Annotated in this window: 13 protein-coding genes; 8 read left to right on the forward strand and 5 right to left on the reverse strand. The window is 59.5% G+C overall.

The genetic code is table 11. The annotated features are described in order from the left end of the window. Positions 1–211: 211 nt before the first annotated feature. The 5 genes from AC3GOJ_RS04800 to AC3GOJ_RS04820 all read left to right on the forward strand — a co-directional run bounded on the left by AC3GOJ_RS04800 (position 212) and on the right by AC3GOJ_RS04820 (position 3,642). Complete coding sequence (locus tag AC3GOJ_RS04800; protein WP_488236329.1) at positions 212–1,165, forward strand: MBL fold metallo-hydrolase; 954 nt, start codon at positions 212–214, stop codon at positions 1,163–1,165. Between the two features lie 18 nt (positions 1,166–1,183). Then, positions 1,184–2,017: a tRNA threonylcarbamoyladenosine dehydratase gene (locus tag AC3GOJ_RS04805; RefSeq protein WP_488236330.1), complete on the forward strand. Its 834-nt coding sequence runs from the start codon at positions 1,184–1,186 to the stop codon at positions 2,015–2,017. After that, entirely contained in the window at positions 2,014–2,472 is a 459-nt protein-coding gene (locus AC3GOJ_RS04810) for a hemerythrin domain-containing protein (protein WP_488236331.1), read from the forward strand. The genes AC3GOJ_RS04805 and AC3GOJ_RS04810 overlap by 4 nt, the downstream gene beginning before the upstream one ends. A 92-nt stretch (positions 2,473–2,564) precedes the next feature. Then, positions 2,565–2,891, forward strand: coding sequence for an FKBP-type peptidyl-prolyl cis-trans isomerase (locus AC3GOJ_RS04815; protein ID WP_488236332.1), 327 nt, complete (start codon positions 2,565–2,567; stop codon positions 2,889–2,891). 10 nt (positions 2,892–2,901) lie between these two features. Beyond that, complete coding sequence (locus tag AC3GOJ_RS04820) at positions 2,902–3,642, forward strand: pseudouridine synthase (RefSeq protein WP_488236333.1); 741 nt, start codon at positions 2,902–2,904, stop codon at positions 3,640–3,642. A gap of 21 nt (positions 3,643–3,663) precedes the next feature. Here the strand turns inward: AC3GOJ_RS04820 and AC3GOJ_RS04825 are convergent, their stop codons facing one another. Next, entirely contained in the window at positions 3,664–5,490 is a 1,827-nt protein-coding gene (locus AC3GOJ_RS04825; protein ID WP_488236334.1) for a glutamine--tRNA ligase/YqeY domain fusion protein, read from the reverse strand. A gap of 86 nt (positions 5,491–5,576) precedes the next feature. Here AC3GOJ_RS04825 and hrpA point away from each other — a divergent pair, with 86 nt between their 5' ends. Genes hrpA through AC3GOJ_RS04840 form a run of 3 tightly spaced genes read left to right on the forward strand, consistent with a single transcriptional unit; the run spans position 5,577 to position 11,279 of the window. Beyond that, positions 5,577–9,683 carry an ATP-dependent RNA helicase HrpA gene (gene hrpA / locus AC3GOJ_RS04830; protein ID WP_488236335.1) on the forward strand — a complete coding sequence of 1,369 codons (4,107 nt, stop codon included), beginning with the start codon at positions 5,577–5,579 and terminating at the stop codon, positions 9,681–9,683. Then, complete coding sequence (locus AC3GOJ_RS04835) at positions 9,676–10,485, forward strand: EI24 domain-containing protein (protein WP_488236336.1); 810 nt, start codon at positions 9,676–9,678, stop codon at positions 10,483–10,485. The genes hrpA and AC3GOJ_RS04835 overlap by 8 nt, the downstream gene beginning before the upstream one ends. Further along, positions 10,482–11,279: a competence/damage-inducible protein A gene (locus tag AC3GOJ_RS04840; RefSeq protein ID WP_488236337.1), complete on the forward strand. Its 798-nt coding sequence runs from the start codon at positions 10,482–10,484 to the stop codon at positions 11,277–11,279. The genes AC3GOJ_RS04835 and AC3GOJ_RS04840 overlap by 4 nt, the downstream gene beginning before the upstream one ends. 23 nt (positions 11,280–11,302) lie before the next feature. Here the strand turns inward: AC3GOJ_RS04840 and lptA are convergent, their stop codons facing one another. Genes lptA through AC3GOJ_RS04860 form a run of 4 tightly spaced genes read right to left on the reverse strand, consistent with a single transcriptional unit; the run spans position 11,303 to position 14,085 of the window. Beyond that, the gene (gene lptA / locus AC3GOJ_RS04845; RefSeq protein WP_488236338.1) at positions 11,303–11,947 is read right to left on the reverse strand and encodes a lipopolysaccharide transport periplasmic protein LptA; all 645 of its coding nucleotides are present in this window, start codon (positions 11,945–11,947) and stop codon (positions 11,303–11,305) included. Then, positions 11,947–12,552 (reverse strand): LPS export ABC transporter periplasmic protein LptC, encoded by a 606-nt coding sequence (gene lptC, locus AC3GOJ_RS04850; RefSeq protein WP_488236339.1) that lies wholly within the window; start codon positions 12,550–12,552, stop codon positions 11,947–11,949. The genes lptA and lptC overlap by 1 nt, the downstream gene beginning before the upstream one ends. A gap of 1 nt (position 12,553) precedes the next feature. Beyond that, complete coding sequence (locus AC3GOJ_RS04855) at positions 12,554–13,069, reverse strand: KdsC family phosphatase (RefSeq protein ID WP_488236340.1); 516 nt, start codon at positions 13,067–13,069, stop codon at positions 12,554–12,556. Further along, positions 13,069–14,085, reverse strand: a complete 1,017-nt coding sequence (locus tag AC3GOJ_RS04860; RefSeq protein ID WP_488236341.1) for a KpsF/GutQ family sugar-phosphate isomerase — start codon at positions 14,083–14,085, stop codon at positions 13,069–13,071. The genes AC3GOJ_RS04855 and AC3GOJ_RS04860 overlap by 1 nt, the downstream gene beginning before the upstream one ends. Positions 14,086–14,154 lie beyond the last annotated feature (69 nt).

Raw genomic sequence — 14,154 nt, forward strand, 5'->3', positions numbered from 1 at the left:
GAACAGGACCGTGAAACGAGTGAGCGCCAATGATAGTGAGCACTTCGCTCGCGAAAGTAGGTCACCGCCAGGCACCCCATTCTAAAAACCCCATCCCTCCACTTTAGAGGGATGGGGTTTTTACTTTGGTGCGCTTGATTTATCATCTCTGCTCTTCTTCTTTGATGCCTTCAAGCTTTCTAAGCTTCAACGTTTCTGCCCGGAGCGGTTCATGATCGACTATAAGAACGGTATTTATGCAGTGGATTCGGATTATGTCCGTCCGATCCTGGATGCCATCCACCTCATTGAGGATTCGGGTGAAGTGGCTATTGTTGATTGTGCGCATAACGATTCCTGGCCTCAGGTTGAATCCGCTTTGACCAAGATGGGCCGCAAGCCGGAAGACGTAAAGTGGCTGATCCTGACCCATGTGCATCTGGATCATGCGGGTGGTGCCGGCCTATTTATGTCCAAATTACCGAATGCCCGACTGGTGGTGCATGAGCGCGGTGCGCGCCATATGATTGACCCGAGCAAACTCTATGCGGGTGTGGAAGTGGTCTATGGCAAGGAAACGGCGAAGCGTCTCTATGGGGATCTGTTGCCGATAGCCGAGGCCCGTGTACAGATCGGCAACCATGGCGACATGCTGGCCCTGGGCCAGCGGACGCTCGAGATACTGGATACCCCGGGTCATGCCCGCCATCACATCAGCATCGTGGATCATACGGCCAAAGGTATTTTTTCCGGCGACACTTTCGGTTTGTCTTATCGAGAACTGGATGTCGACGGTAAGGCCTTTATTTTCCCAACAACTACGCCGGTTAATTTTGAGCCGGATGCGATGCATGCCTCGATTGAACTGATGCGCTCATTCAAGCCATCGGGCATTTACCTGACGCATTATAGTCGGGTGACGGAAGTGGATAAACTGGCCGACGATCTGCATCGTCACATCGATGCCTTTGTGGATATGACGAATAGGGCGGCCGGCGAAGGCGATGCGCGTAAACAGGCCATTGAGACAGCGATGACCGCGTACTTGCTCAAAGAGGTGCGCGCGCATGGCTGTATATTGCCGGATGCCGAACTGAAAGCGATTTTTGCGACGGACCTGGATCTGAATGCCCAGGGCCTGGCCTACTGGAAGCAGCAGGCAGAGAAAAAGGCGGTAACTGCCTGATGGCCTTTTAACGACCTGATGACGGATTCTATCGATCTGCCGCGCCCAGAGCGACGATTTGGTGGTATCAACCGCCTGTATGGTGAAACGGCACTGAATCGCCTTTCGTCCGCGCACGCCATCGTGATCGGTATCGGCGGCGTGGGTTCCTGGGCCGCTGAAGCGCTGGCGCGCAGTGGCGTTGGACGGCTGACACTGGTGGATCTGGATCATGTGGCCGAATCCAACTTTAATCGCCAGCTCCATGCCCTTGCACCCAGCCTGGGGCAAGCCAAGGTCGAGGCGATGGCAGAACGCATTGCGTTGATTAATCCGGCCTGTGTCGTGCACTGTGTCGATGATTTTCTGACGCCGGACAATGTGGCTGAGGTTATAGGCACAGATCCGCACACGCTGGTGCTGGATGCGATAGATCAGGTCGCGGCCAAGGTGGCCTTGCTGGCCTGGTGCAAGCGCCATCGGCAACACGTGGTGACCTGTGGAGCCGCCGGCGGCAAGTTGCGCGCTGAACGGGTGCAGGTGGCCGATCTGAGCGAAACCACGCAGGATCCTTTGCTGGCGAAGGTGCGCACCGGTTTGCGCCGTGATCATGGCTTTCCGGCCGGGCAGTTAAAGCCCGCGAGTTCAGGCAAATGCGCCGGTAACAAGAAATCCCGCTTCGGCATCGAAGCCGTCTTTTCAACGGAGGCCGTGAAACGCCCGTTGCAGGAAGGTGCGGCTTGTGCACCCTTTGACCCAGCTGGCGGTGCCCCGTTGGCCTGTGCCGGCTATGGCTCACTGGTCACGGTGACGGCGGTATTTGGGTTGGTGGCTGCCGGGCGTTTGATGGACCATGCGATAATGCGCTCATGACAAACGCAACAACAATGCCACAGACGGTAAAGCCAATCCCCTGGCAGGAGGCATGGACGTTGAATCATCCGCAGATGGATGAGACACACCATGAGTTTATCGCCGAGATCAACCACATGCTTGCTGTGCCCGATGAAGAGATGCTGGCCGCCGTGGATCAGTTCATTGCGCATACGGTGGCGCATTTCGACCAGGAACGGGATTGGATGGAAAGCACCAATTTCCCACCCAAAGGCTGCCACATCGGCGAGCATGATCGGGTTCTGGCGATTGTGCAGCAGGTGCGCAGTATGGTGGCCGGTGGTGATTACGCCATAGGCCGTCGTCTGGCCGAAGAGCTGGTTCCCTGGTTCAACCAGCATGCACAAACGATGGATGCTGCACTGGCCTATGTACTGATCGAAGGTCCGGATGCCGAAGGCGCACCGAAATCGCATGATGGGTGTGCCTGCTGATGAACCGCCGTCTATTTCTGTCAAAGACTTTAAAAGGATCCCTGGCACTTGGCCTGGGGGGTGTATTGAGCGCGTGCTCTGAAAGGAAGAAGATGTCGTCGTTGAAAATTGAAGATCTGGAAGTCGGTACCGGTGCTGAGGCACAATCGGGTCAGATGGTCACCGTGCATTACACCGGCTGGCTGACGGATGGCCAGAAGTTTGATTCGAGCAAGGATCGTAATGATCCGTTCGTCTTCCCGCTGGGTCAGGGCATGGTCATCAAAGGCTGGGATCAGGGCGTGGTCGGTATGAAAGTTGGCGGCAAACGCAAGCTGACGATTCCGCCGGAACTCGGCTACGGTGCCCGTGGTGCCGGTGGTGTGATTCCGCCAAATGCAACGCTAGTCTTTGAAGTCGAACTCTTGGGCACAAAATAATTCCAGTTGCATGACTGAACCTGTCCGCCTCTCAAAGCTGATGGCCGAGCGCGGGCTCTGCTCGCGTCGCGAGGCCGATAGCTATATCGAGCGCGGTTGGGTGCTGGTGGATGGTGCCGTGGTCGACACCCTGGGTACGAAGGTGTTGCCCGATGTGCGTATCGAACTCAAGCAATCGGCGCAAAGCGCCCAGGCCCGGCGCGCCACGATTCTGCTGCATAAGCCGGTAGGCTATGTCTCTGGGCAGCCGGAACCTGGCTGTACGCCAGCCGTACAGCTCATTGGCGGGGCTTCGCGTTGGTCTGAAGATCCCACGCTCCGGCAACAGCCTTTCGCGCATGGCATGCTGCGCAATCTGGCACCGGCCGGTCGACTGGATGTGGATTCAACCGGCCTGCTGGTGATGACGCAGGATGGACGTATTGCCCGACATCTGATCGGCGATGATTCCAACGTGGATAAGGAGTACCTGGTGCGGGTTTCTGGTCGCCTGGCGCCGGATGGGCTGAAATTACTCAACCACGGCTTGTCTCTCGACGGCAAAAAATTGCGCCCGGCCAAGGTGAACTGGCAGAACGAAGATCAGTTGCGCTTCGTACTTCGTGAAGGGCGTAAACGTCAGATCCGTCGCATGTGCGAGCTGGTTGGCATCAAGGTGATTGGCCTCAAACGCATTCGCATCGGCAAGGTCAAACTGGGTAACTTGCCAGTGGGGCAGTGGCGCTTACTGGGGCCGGACGAACAGTTCTAAGCGCCTTGAAGGTTGCAGGCTTCAGGCCTTGCCCCAGGAATCCCGCAGGGTCACGGTACGGTTGAAGACCGGTTTACCCGGTTGTGTGTCGAAACGGTCCGCCACAAAGTAACCATGCCGTTCGAACTGGAGCACGGTTTCCGGTGTCACATCCGTCAGACCGCCTTCTACCTGAGCCTGAATGGTGGCGATGCTGTTGGGGTTGAGATCCTCAAGGAAATCACGTTCCACGCCTTCCGGTGTGTCAGGGAGCTTGCCGCCTGGGTTGGGGCGTGCGAACAGGCGATCAACCATGCGCACTTCGGCGGCACAGGCATGTGCTACGGAGAGCCAGTGGCTGTTGCCCTTGACCTTGTAGTTGTCGGCCCCGGGGGTGCCGCTCTTCGAGTCTTCGAAGGTGGTGGCGTATACTGTGGTCACATTACCATCGGCATCCTTCTCGCAACCTGTACATTCAATGACGTAACCGTAGCGCAGGCGTACCTTGTTGCCCGGATAGAGACGATGGAAGCCTTTGGGGGGCACTTCGGCAAAGTCTTCGCGTTCGATCCAGAGCTCACGCGAGAACGGCAGATCGCGTTTGCCGAGCTCCGGCTTCAGCGGATGGTTTGGCGCGTGACAGATTTCGGACTGACCTTCCGGGTAATTGGTCAGCACCAGTTTGATCGGGTCGAGCACGGCGATGCGGCGTTCGGCGGCCAGGTTGAGGTCCTCGCGCATGCAGTCTTCGAGGACGCTGTAGTCAATCAGCGAATCCGAGCGCGACACACCGATGCGCTCGGCAAACAGACGGAAACCGGCCGGGGTATAACCACGGCGGCGGGCACCGACCAGCGAGGGCATCCGCGGATCATCCCAACCCTGCACGTGGCCTTCATCCACCAGCTGGATCAGCTTACGTTTGGAGAGCACGACGTACGTCAGGTTCAGGCGTGAGAATTCGTACTGGCGCGGCAGCGGCGTGTTGAGGCAACCCAGCTCGGCCAGGCGCTCGTTCAGCCAGTCATAGAGCGGTCGATGGGATTCGAACTCCAGCGTACAGATGGAGTGCGTGATGTTTTCCAGGCTATCCGAGACACCGTGGGTGAAGTCGTACAGCGGATAGATGCACCAGGCGTTGCCGGTGCGGTGGTGATGCGCATGACGGATACGATAGGCCAGCGGGTCACGCAGATTCATGTTGCTGGACGCCATGTCGATTTTCAGGCGCAGTACCAGGCTGCCATCGGTAAACTCCCCGGCTTTCATGCGGCGGAACAGATCCAGGCTCTCGGCAGCCGGGCGATCGCGCCATGGCGAGTTGGTGCCAGGTTGCGTCAGCGTGCCGCGGTTCAGACGGATGTCATCGGCACTTTGTTCATCCACATAGGCATGCCCGGCTTCGATGAGCTTTTCGGCAAAGCCATAGAGGAAGTCAAAGTAGTCGGAGGCGAAATATAGATTGGTTTCGTTCTGGAACTGCCAGCCAAAGCCCAGCCATTTGACGGATTCGATAATCGAATCGACGTACTCCTGCTCTTCCTTGGTCGGATTGGTGTCGTCAAAGCGCATGTGGCAGGCACCACCGAAGCGCTCGGCCAGGCCGAAGTTCAGGCAGATCGACTTGGCATGACCAAAATGCAGATAGCCGTTGGGCTCTGGTGGAAAGCGTGTGCGGATGGCGGCAGGGTCGAGCGGTCCGCTTTGCTGTTGTGCTGCCGGGCCTGGGTGACCAGACCAGTGGCGATCGGCATATTTGCCGTCGGCCAGATCCTGTTCGACCACGTGCACCAGAAAGTTGGTGGCAGGCGTATGTTCCGCGGTTGCGGTGGCCTTGGCGGCGGAGGGCGTGCGTGGGGCTTGGCTCACGATGGGGTCGCAGAAAGAAAAATATTGCGTTGTATTTTACCTGATCGCATCGTGTCAGAGCGCCTGCGGCCGCTAAAATACAGCCTATGAAAGCCACACCGTCTCATGCCAACGCGTCTCAACCGGGAGACGCGCGAGCAGCATCGCAGATCACACCGCATGGCGCACGGCAGGCCGCCAAAATTGTGGCACGCGAGGCCCGTCTGGCGCAGATGGCTGGGAAAATTACGTTTCCCGAAGCGTTGCCGGTCAGTGGCCGTAAAGAGGAGATTGCCGCAGCTATTGCCGCGCACCCGGTGGTGATTGTGTGCGGTGAGACCGGGTCGGGTAAAACCACCCAGTTACCCAAGATCTGTCTGGAACTGGGGCGCGGCGTGCATGGGCTGATCGGTCATACGCAGCCACGACGCCTGGCGGCGCGCTCCGTCGCCCGGCGTGTGGCCGAAGAGCTCGATACCCGGGTCGGTGAAGGCGTGGGTGTCAAAGTGCGTTTTCAGGATCGGACAGCGGCAGATTCACTGGTCAAGCTGATGACCGATGGCATTCTGCTGGCCGAGTCGCAACAGGATCCGCTCCTCAAGGCTTACGACACGATCATCATTGATGAGGCGCATGAACGCAGCCTCAACATCGACTTTCTGCTGGGGTATCTGAAGCGCTTGCTACTGAAACGCAAAGATCTGAAAGTGATTATTACATCGGCGACGATTGATGCCGAGCGCTTTGCGCAGCACTTTGCCCTGGACGGTAAAGCGGCACCGGTGATTGAGGTCTCGGGGCGGCTGTATCCGGTGGAGGTGCGCTGGCGCCCGATCGAGGATCCGCGGGACCGATCGGGTAGCAACAATGGCATGAGTGCCAAGCCCGGTGCCGCATCGGAGCGCGGAGAACGTAGCGAGCGCAGTGCCCGCGAGGAGCGCGAAGCAGATGAGGATCGACTCTACGACGCCATCAGCGATGCCGTGGATGAGTTATCCCGAGTCGGGCAGAGTCAGGGCAGCGGTGACATCCTCGTCTTCCTGCCCGGAGAACGGGAAATCCGTGAAACGGCAGAAGTCCTGCGCAAGCGGCATCCGCCCCATACCGAAATTCTGCCGTTGTATTCGCGGTTGTCGGCCGAAGAACAGGACCGTGTTTTCCGCGGACATAGCGGCCGCCGAGTGATCCTGGCCACGAACGTGGCGGAAACCTCACTGACGGTGCCGGGTATTCGCTATGTGATCGACAGCGGCCTGGCGCGGGTCAAGCGCTATTCCTACCGCAGCAAGGTGGAACAGCTGCAGATCGAAAAAATCTCGCGGGCCGCGGCGCGCCAGCGGGCCGGTCGATGCGGCCGGGTGGCCGATGGCATCTGTATCCGGCTCTATGATGAGCAGGATTTCGAAGCGCGCAGTGAATTTACTGACCCGGAGATATTGCGCTCATCCCTGGCCAGCGTGATTTTGCGCATGCTGGATCTGAAGCTCGGCGATGTGACGCAGTTTCCGTTTATCGAGCCGCCGCCCGATAAGGCCATCAAGGATGGTTTGCTGCTGCTGCAGGAGTTGGGTGCGGTGGCGGTTGCTGCCGATGGGCGACAGCAACTGACGCACAGTGGCCGCGATCTGGCGCGCTTGCCGCTCGATCCGCGGCTGGGGCGTATGGTGCTGGCGGCGCGCGAAAACCAGTGTCTGACGGAGCTGATGATTATTGCCAGTGCGCTGGGCGCGCAGGACCCGCGTTTGCGACCGCCGGAGCAACAGCAGGCCGCCGACGAGGCGCATCGGCGGATTATGTTCGGCCCGGAAGAGACGTCGGAGTTTACGGCCTGGCTCAAACTCTGGGCCTGGTATGACGAGGCGATGAAACACCATTCGTCGCGCAAGCTGACGCAGCTCTGCCAGAAAAACTTTCTATCGATTCTGCGCTTGCGCGAATGGCGGGATATTCATGGCCAGCTGCATACGCTGGCTGCCGAACTTGGCTGGAAGTTCAATAACGCGCCGGCGACCTATGAGCAGATTCATCGTGCCCTGCTCACCGGCCTGCTCGGTAACATCGGTTGCAAGTCGGAAGAGAAGGGCGATTATCTGGGCGCACGCGGGGTACGTTTTGTCGTGCATCCGGGTTCTTATCTGCAAAAGAAAGCCGGCAAGTGGCTGGTGGCGGCGGAGTTGGCAGAAACTTCGCGTCTATTCGCAAGGTGTGTGGCGCGCGTCAATCCGGAATGGATCGAGCAGATCGGTGCACATCTGGTTCGCCGGAGTTACAGCGAACCGCATTGGGAAAAGAAAGCCATGCAGGTGGTGGCCAATGAACGCACCACGCTCTACGGTCTGACGCTGCAGGCTAAACGCCGCGTGCATTTCGGTCCGCTGGATCCGGCGGCCTCACGCGAGATTTTTATCCGGGAAGGCCTGGTCGCCGGCGAGATTGATGCGGCCTGGGTCAATCGCTGGCCGTTCTATAAGCACAATCAGAAGCTGATTGCCGAGATCGAACAGCTCGAGCATAAACAGCGGCGCCAGGATGTGCTGGTCGATGATGCCCTGATCGAGGCTTTTTACGATGCCCGTATCCCCGCCGATATCGTGAACGGTGCCGGTTTTGATGCCTGGCGGCGTGAGGCGGAAAAAGCGCATCCGAAATGCCTGTATCTGGACCGTGATGGCCTGATGCGCCATGAGGCCGGTGGTGTGACGACGGATAACTTTCCGCCGGAGATCGAGATCGGTGGCGCGCGCTACGATCTGTCGTATCATTTTGCGCCCGGTGCATCCGATGATGGTGTGACGCTGACGTTGCCACTGGCCCACCTGAACCGTCTCTCGCCGGATGCCTGCGAGTGGCTGGTGCCAGGTCTGCTGCGCGACAAGGTGTTGCAACTCCTTAAACAGCTGCCACAGCTTTATCGCAGTAAGCTGGTGCCGTTACCGACATTCGCCGACGAGTTCATCGCGGCACATGCCGCAACGGGCGAAAAGCGCGATCAAGGCCGGACAGGGTTGCTGGCGGCGCTGATGCATCACATACTGTTCGAGCGCGGTTTGAATGCGCGTGGCTGGACGTTGACGCCGGATGCCTTTGCACCGGAGTCCCTGCCGGCCCATTTGCGCATGAACTTCCGTCTGGTCGATGCCGATGGCCGGCAACGGGATCAGTCACGCAGCCTGAGTGAATTACGCGCCCGCTGGGCGCAGGAGGCGCGGCAGGCCTTCAGTGCATCGGCGCAGGCTGCGGTGCAGGCCCACAACCCTCTGTCGCATTCAGTGCCCGACGATGCGGCGATTCGTGAGTCGGTACCGACCGGTGATGTGACGACTGCCGGGAGGCAGACTGCGGGTATCACGAGTTGGAGTTTCGGCGCGCTGCCGGAGCTCATGGAGCTCGTGGTGGATGGTCAGACGGTCACTGGCTACCCGGCGCTGCAAGACGATGGCGAATCGGTCTCCATCCGGGTTTATGATTCGCCGGACGCGGCCAGACAGGTCCATCGGCAGGGCTTGCTGCGCCTCTTTGCCCTGGCGTTGCATGAACCCTGGAAAGGTTTCGAAAAGCAGTTGCGTAAAGATAGCGAGCTCGGCATGCGTTTTATGCCACTGGGTGATGTCGCAGCGCTGGTCCAGCAGATTTTGTGGGCAGCACTACAACAAGCCTGCTTGTCGGATAAAGAGGCCGAGTGGCCGCGTGATGCAGCAGCCTTTTCGGCAGCGGCTCAGCGGGGGCGGGAGCGCTTGGGTTTGCTGATTCAGGAACGGGTGCGCCTGGTGCGCCAGATTCTGGATGAGTGGACGAGCCTGCGGAAAAAATTGCTGACGGCCAAAGCCTGGCCGGCGGTGGTGACCGATATCGATGCCCATTTGAATCGTCTGATCACACCGCGCTTTGTACGCGAGATCGACCGGGAGCATTTGCAGCACGTGCCGCGGTATCTCAAGGCGCATAGTATCCGGCTGGATCGTCTTAAAAGCGGTGGGACAGCAGCGCTGACGCGTGATCAGGCGGCACTCGCTGAATGGACCCATTTGTGGCAGTCTTATAAGCGGCGGGCGCGTGATCTGGCGCGTCATGGCGTGCAGGATGACCGGTTGAACCAGTTTCGCTGGCAACTCGAAGAGTTGCGGGTCAGTCTGTTTGCGCAGGAATTAAAAACGCCTTTGCCGGTGTCGGTGAAGCGTCTGGAAAAAGCATGGCAGCAGTTGAGCCATGCCTAGAAAGGAAAGCGGATTGGATCTGGTATTTGTGACACGGGTGTTCTGGCGCAGCCTGACCGCGGTGCGTAACCCGGCCCTGTGGAAGTTGTTGTCCATCCCGGTGGCTATTGCCGTGGGCAGCCTGGTGCTGTTGCTGGTGACGGCCTTGCAGCCTTTGTCAGCACAATTTCTGAGCATGGCACCGGCCTCCTGGTTGGTGAGTATCGGCTGGACCGGTGTGGCGGATGTTTTTGCCTGGGTCGCGGCCTGGTTGATGCTGTTTGCCATCAGTTACGGGCTGGCGGCATTGGTTTCAGGCTTGCTGATCGTCGGGCAGCTCACTGCCTGGTTGGGCCAGAGCACGTATCCGCAATTACGACGTCACGGCTCGGATCGGGTCCTACAGTCGGCCTGGGTCAGTACGTTCTGTACCGCCGTATATCTGGCCGGCTGGCTGTTGACCCTGCCGCTCTGGCTGGTGCCGGGGCTGGCCTTTGTGCTGCCGGTGGGCTGGCTGGCCTGGTTCAATGCACGAACCCTGTCCTTTGATGCGCTGACCAATTTTGCCAATGACACGGAGCTGGCGGCCATCCGCAAACGCTTTCGCGGCAGCTTCCTGGTGCTGGGGGCGGTTGGGGCGCTCATGGCGCACATTCCGATTCTCGGTTTTTTTGCGGCCTCGTTTACGGCGCTGATGTTTGCCGTCGCGGCGCTGGAAGCGCTGAGCCTGGTGCGTGGTCAGTCGGATGGCGCCGGCGAGGTGGTTGAAGGTGAAGTCGTGATGCGCTCAAGTACAAAAACAATCCGTGAAAGTCTGCCATGAAACCCTCTGTGCCTAACCCGGAACACAAGACGCCAACATTTGGCGCGGTGATTATTGGAGACGAGATTCTGTCCGGCAAGCGGACGGACAAGCATTTCAGCTGGCTGGCCGGGGTGATGGCGGCGCGTGGTTTGCGGTTGTCCTGGGTCGAGTATCTGGGCGATGACCGTGCGCGCCTGGCGTCGGTTTTCGAGCGCACCCGTGCGGCGGGTGATGTGGTGTTTTCTTTTGGCGGGATCGGTAATACGCCGGATGACCATACCCGGCAGGCCGCGGCAGAGGCATTTGGCGTGGGGCTCGCCCTGCATCCGGATGCCGAGCGAGAAATCCGCGCCCGTTTTGCCGCCGAGGACGTGACGCAGCAACGTCTGTTGCTGGGCACGTTCCCGGTGGGCTCGGCGATTATTCCGAACCCGTTTAACCGCATCCCGGGCTTCATGATGTATCAGCACTACTTTGTGCCGGGTTTTCCGCAGATGGCGCATCCGATGCTGGCATGGGTGCTCGATACCTACTACCGTGCCTACTTCAGCACGGCGCCGGATGTGGATCGGGCGATTCTGCTGACGGGAGAGGGCGCCTATGAAAGTGCGCTGCTGGATCTGATGGAGCGCATTGTAGCGGCGTATCCGGATCTGAAACTCTTTTCGTTGCCATCGCTTACGGAAGATGGCGTGCGACGCCATCTGGAGCTGGGCGTCAATGGTCCGGCAGCACGTGTTGAACAGGCATTGGCCGAAATCATTGCCGAGGTGGATCGGCGCCAACTGACCTGGTGCTATCGCCCGGATTGAGGGTTGGTTCACACCCCCGATGATTATTTGCCGGGGGTGATGACCGCTTTGGCGCGTCCGTCCGGCGTCGTGCTGACGGGCGGCACGCTGTCTGTTGGCAGGGTGGCTTTGCTCGGTGCTGGGGTCCAGCCGGAGGGTTTTGGTGGATGCGGTGCCACGCCGGCTTGTGCGGGCAGTGCCTTGTTGATATCCGGAATCGGCTGGCCTTTGGCCAGGATCTGATAGCGCTCGGTCACATTGTCGTAAATGATGACATCGCCTTTGGCGTCATCCGTCGATGTTTTGATATGAGCCTGGTCGAAGAAAATGAACTTGTCGGTACGATCATCGTATTCGATGCGTTCACCCCAGCCCTCCATCCAGCCTTTGCCATCGTTCTCGCGCTGTTTGACGTGGGCCGGTTTCTGCGCGGAGCCATAGGCAATGCTTTTAGTGAAGCCCGCTGCGTCCTGTTTGATGCTCACCTTATCCGAGGTCAACAGACGCGACCCCTGAGTCATGCGCACGCTACCAACGTAATGATAGGTTTTGCGCAGATCGTCCATGTTGGCACTCTGAGCGCTGAAGTTCATCGGCTTGGTACCGTCGTTCCGATCAGCCAGTGCCTGGCCGTTGGCCATCAGGCTGATCAGACAGAGCGTCAGCAAGAAACGAGAACTCTTCATCATCAGCGTTTGTAGGAACCGGTCACATCACTACGGAACTGGTAGGTCTGGGTGACGTTATCAGCCTCAAAGCCGGTGCCACTGATCCAGGAGCTACCCTGTTGAATGCGGGCAAAGCCGGGGGTGCGCGCGCGCTCTTCATCGACCAGCACGCGCATGTGCGGTGCCGTCAGGGTGATGGCGGCTTTACCGCTCTGCGCTGGGCGGAAGGCACGGACATCGCCCGTCAGATCCACTTCAGACCCATCACTATTGATGATGGCTTGGTTTGCCGTGACGGTGGTTGCCGGACCGGCGTTATAAAATCTCTGAAGAAAGGGGCTTTGAATGAGCGACGTTTCGTCATCCGGAAAATGGCGTGCTTCGCGACCTCGCAGGCCGGCTTTCCGTTGTCCGGTGCTGTCGTAACTGACCGCATCAAAGTCTTTGGCAAACATGTCCGGGTCGTGGCGGAAACGGCCTCCCACATCGACCGGGTCGGCCGAGGATACAACGGCTAGCCAGTAGGACATTGCAGCCAGAATTGCCAGAAGCCCGATGGGGAAGGCGGCTGTCAGCACATCCCTGAGTACCGGGTGAGCAACGTTAGGGTGGGCGCGCCAGAACATTCTAGTGAATACCACTGGTCAGAAAGGCGTCCAGTTTGCCCTGGGCCTGCAGGATGTATTCGCAGACGGTGCGTACGGCACCGCGGCCGCCGTGTTCTTCAGTGACCAGCGTCGCGGCCTCGCGAATCACCTTGACCGCATTGACCGGGGCGGCAGCAAAGGCGCAGGCCTGCATGGCCGCCAGATCGATCAGATCATCTCCCATAAAGCCGGCTTGAGAGAAGTCCAGTCCGGCTTCGGTCAGCCAGGTGTGGTAAACCGTGCGTTTGTCGCTGACGCCTTGCGCCAGGTGGGTGATGCCCAGATTGCGGGCGCGGTGTTCGACGGCTGGCGACGAGCGGCCGGTGATCCAGCCGACGATAATGCCGGATTTCTGCAGCATGCGGATGCCGGCACCATCCAGGGTATAGAAGGTTTTGGTTTCGCTACCATCCGGCAGAAAGGTGAGGGTGCCATCCGTCATGACACCATCGACGTCGAAGGCCATGAATTTGAGGTTTTTGACGGCGTCCGACATCAGACAACCTTGGCCCGGAAGAGATCATGCATGTTCAGTGCGCCTTGCAGGTGGCCGGCGTTGTCAGTGACCACCAGCTGATTGATGCGGTACTGCTCCATCAGCGCCACGGCTTCAACGGCCAGTTTGTCGGCGCGGATGGCTTTGGGGTTGGCCGTCATCACATCACTGACGGAGACGGTTTGCAGGCTCAGTTGTCTTTCAAAGGCGCGGCGTAAATCGCCGTCCGTAAAGATGCCGAGGACCCGGTTGTCGGCGTCGCAGACCACCGTCATGCCTAGTCCGCCGCGTGAAATGGCGAGGACGGCATCCGCCAGCGAGCTGGTTGGTGTTACCACGGGGAGTGCTGCGACCGGATGCATGACGTCGCGGACATGCGTCAGTAGACGGCGCCCCAGCGCACCACCCGGGTGCGACTGGGCAAAATCCTCAGGACTGAAACCGCGTGCCTGCAGCAGGGCGACGGCCAGGGCATCGCCCAGGGCCAGTGCCGCGGTCGTGCTGGCGGTGGGTGCCAGATTGTGCGGACAGGCCTCGCGCACGACACTGCCGTCAAGCGCGATATCGGCTTCCCGGGCCAGCGTGGCATCGAGATTGCCGGTCAGGGCAATGACGCGTGTGCCGCGGCGGCGTAATACGGGCAGGATGCTCAGCAATTCTTCGGCTTCGCCGGAGTACGAGAGCGCCAGAAAGACGTCAGCACCGGTGATCATGCCGAGATCGCCATGGCTGGCTTCTGCCGGGTGCACAAAATAGGCGGGGGTCCCCGTGGAGGCCAGGGTGGCGGCCATTTTGCGGGCAACGTGGCCGGATTTACCCATCCCGGAGACGATGACCCGGCCCGGGCTGTGCAGAATGAGTGCCACAGCCGCCAGAAAGGCGTCGCCCAGGCGGGGCTCCAGATCCAGCAGGGCTTCGGCCTCGGTGCGCAGCACCCCTCGCGCCAGCGCGAGAAGACTGTCGCGGTCGGCGGGGGTGAATTTATTTAAAGCACTGGCGGCTGGGTGTGCAGACATGTCATGCGGCAGAGGTATGATTGTGTTCGAGTATAACAAACCGGATTCGTGGATCCGGTGTCCTCTGGT

The organism is Fluviibacter sp. (genome assembly GCF_057744235.1).

Coding starts and splice junctions, on each gene's coding strand:
- AC3GOJ_RS04800 (WP_488236329.1), top strand. CDS start 212: ATGATCGACTATAAGAACGGTATTTATGCAGTGGATTCGGATTATGTC.
- AC3GOJ_RS04805 (WP_488236330.1), top strand. CDS start 1,184: ATGACGGATTCTATCGATCTGCCGCGCCCAGAGCGACGATTTGGTGGT.
- AC3GOJ_RS04810 (WP_488236331.1), top strand. CDS start 2,014: ATGACAAACGCAACAACAATGCCACAGACGGTAAAGCCAATCCCCTGG.
- AC3GOJ_RS04815 (WP_488236332.1), top strand. CDS start 2,565: ATGTCGTCGTTGAAAATTGAAGATCTGGAAGTCGGTACCGGTGCTGAG.
- AC3GOJ_RS04820 (WP_488236333.1), top strand. CDS start 2,902: ATGACTGAACCTGTCCGCCTCTCAAAGCTGATGGCCGAGCGCGGGCTC.
- hrpA (WP_488236335.1), top strand. CDS start 5,577: ATGAAAGCCACACCGTCTCATGCCAACGCGTCTCAACCGGGAGACGCG.
- AC3GOJ_RS04835 (WP_488236336.1), top strand. CDS start 9,676: ATGCCTAGAAAGGAAAGCGGATTGGATCTGGTATTTGTGACACGGGTG.
- AC3GOJ_RS04840 (WP_488236337.1), top strand. CDS start 10,482: ATGAAACCCTCTGTGCCTAACCCGGAACACAAGACGCCAACATTTGGC.
- lptA (WP_488236338.1), bottom strand. CDS start 11,947: ATGATGAAGAGTTCTCGTTTCTTGCTGACGCTCTGTCTGATCAGCCTG.
- lptC (WP_488236339.1), bottom strand. CDS start 12,552: ATGTTCTGGCGCGCCCACCCTAACGTTGCTCACCCGGTACTCAGGGAT.
- AC3GOJ_RS04855 (WP_488236340.1), bottom strand. CDS start 13,069: ATGTCGGACGCCGTCAAAAACCTCAAATTCATGGCCTTCGACGTCGAT.
- AC3GOJ_RS04860 (WP_488236341.1), bottom strand. CDS start 14,085: ATGTCTGCACACCCAGCCGCCAGTGCTTTAAATAAATTCACCCCCGCC.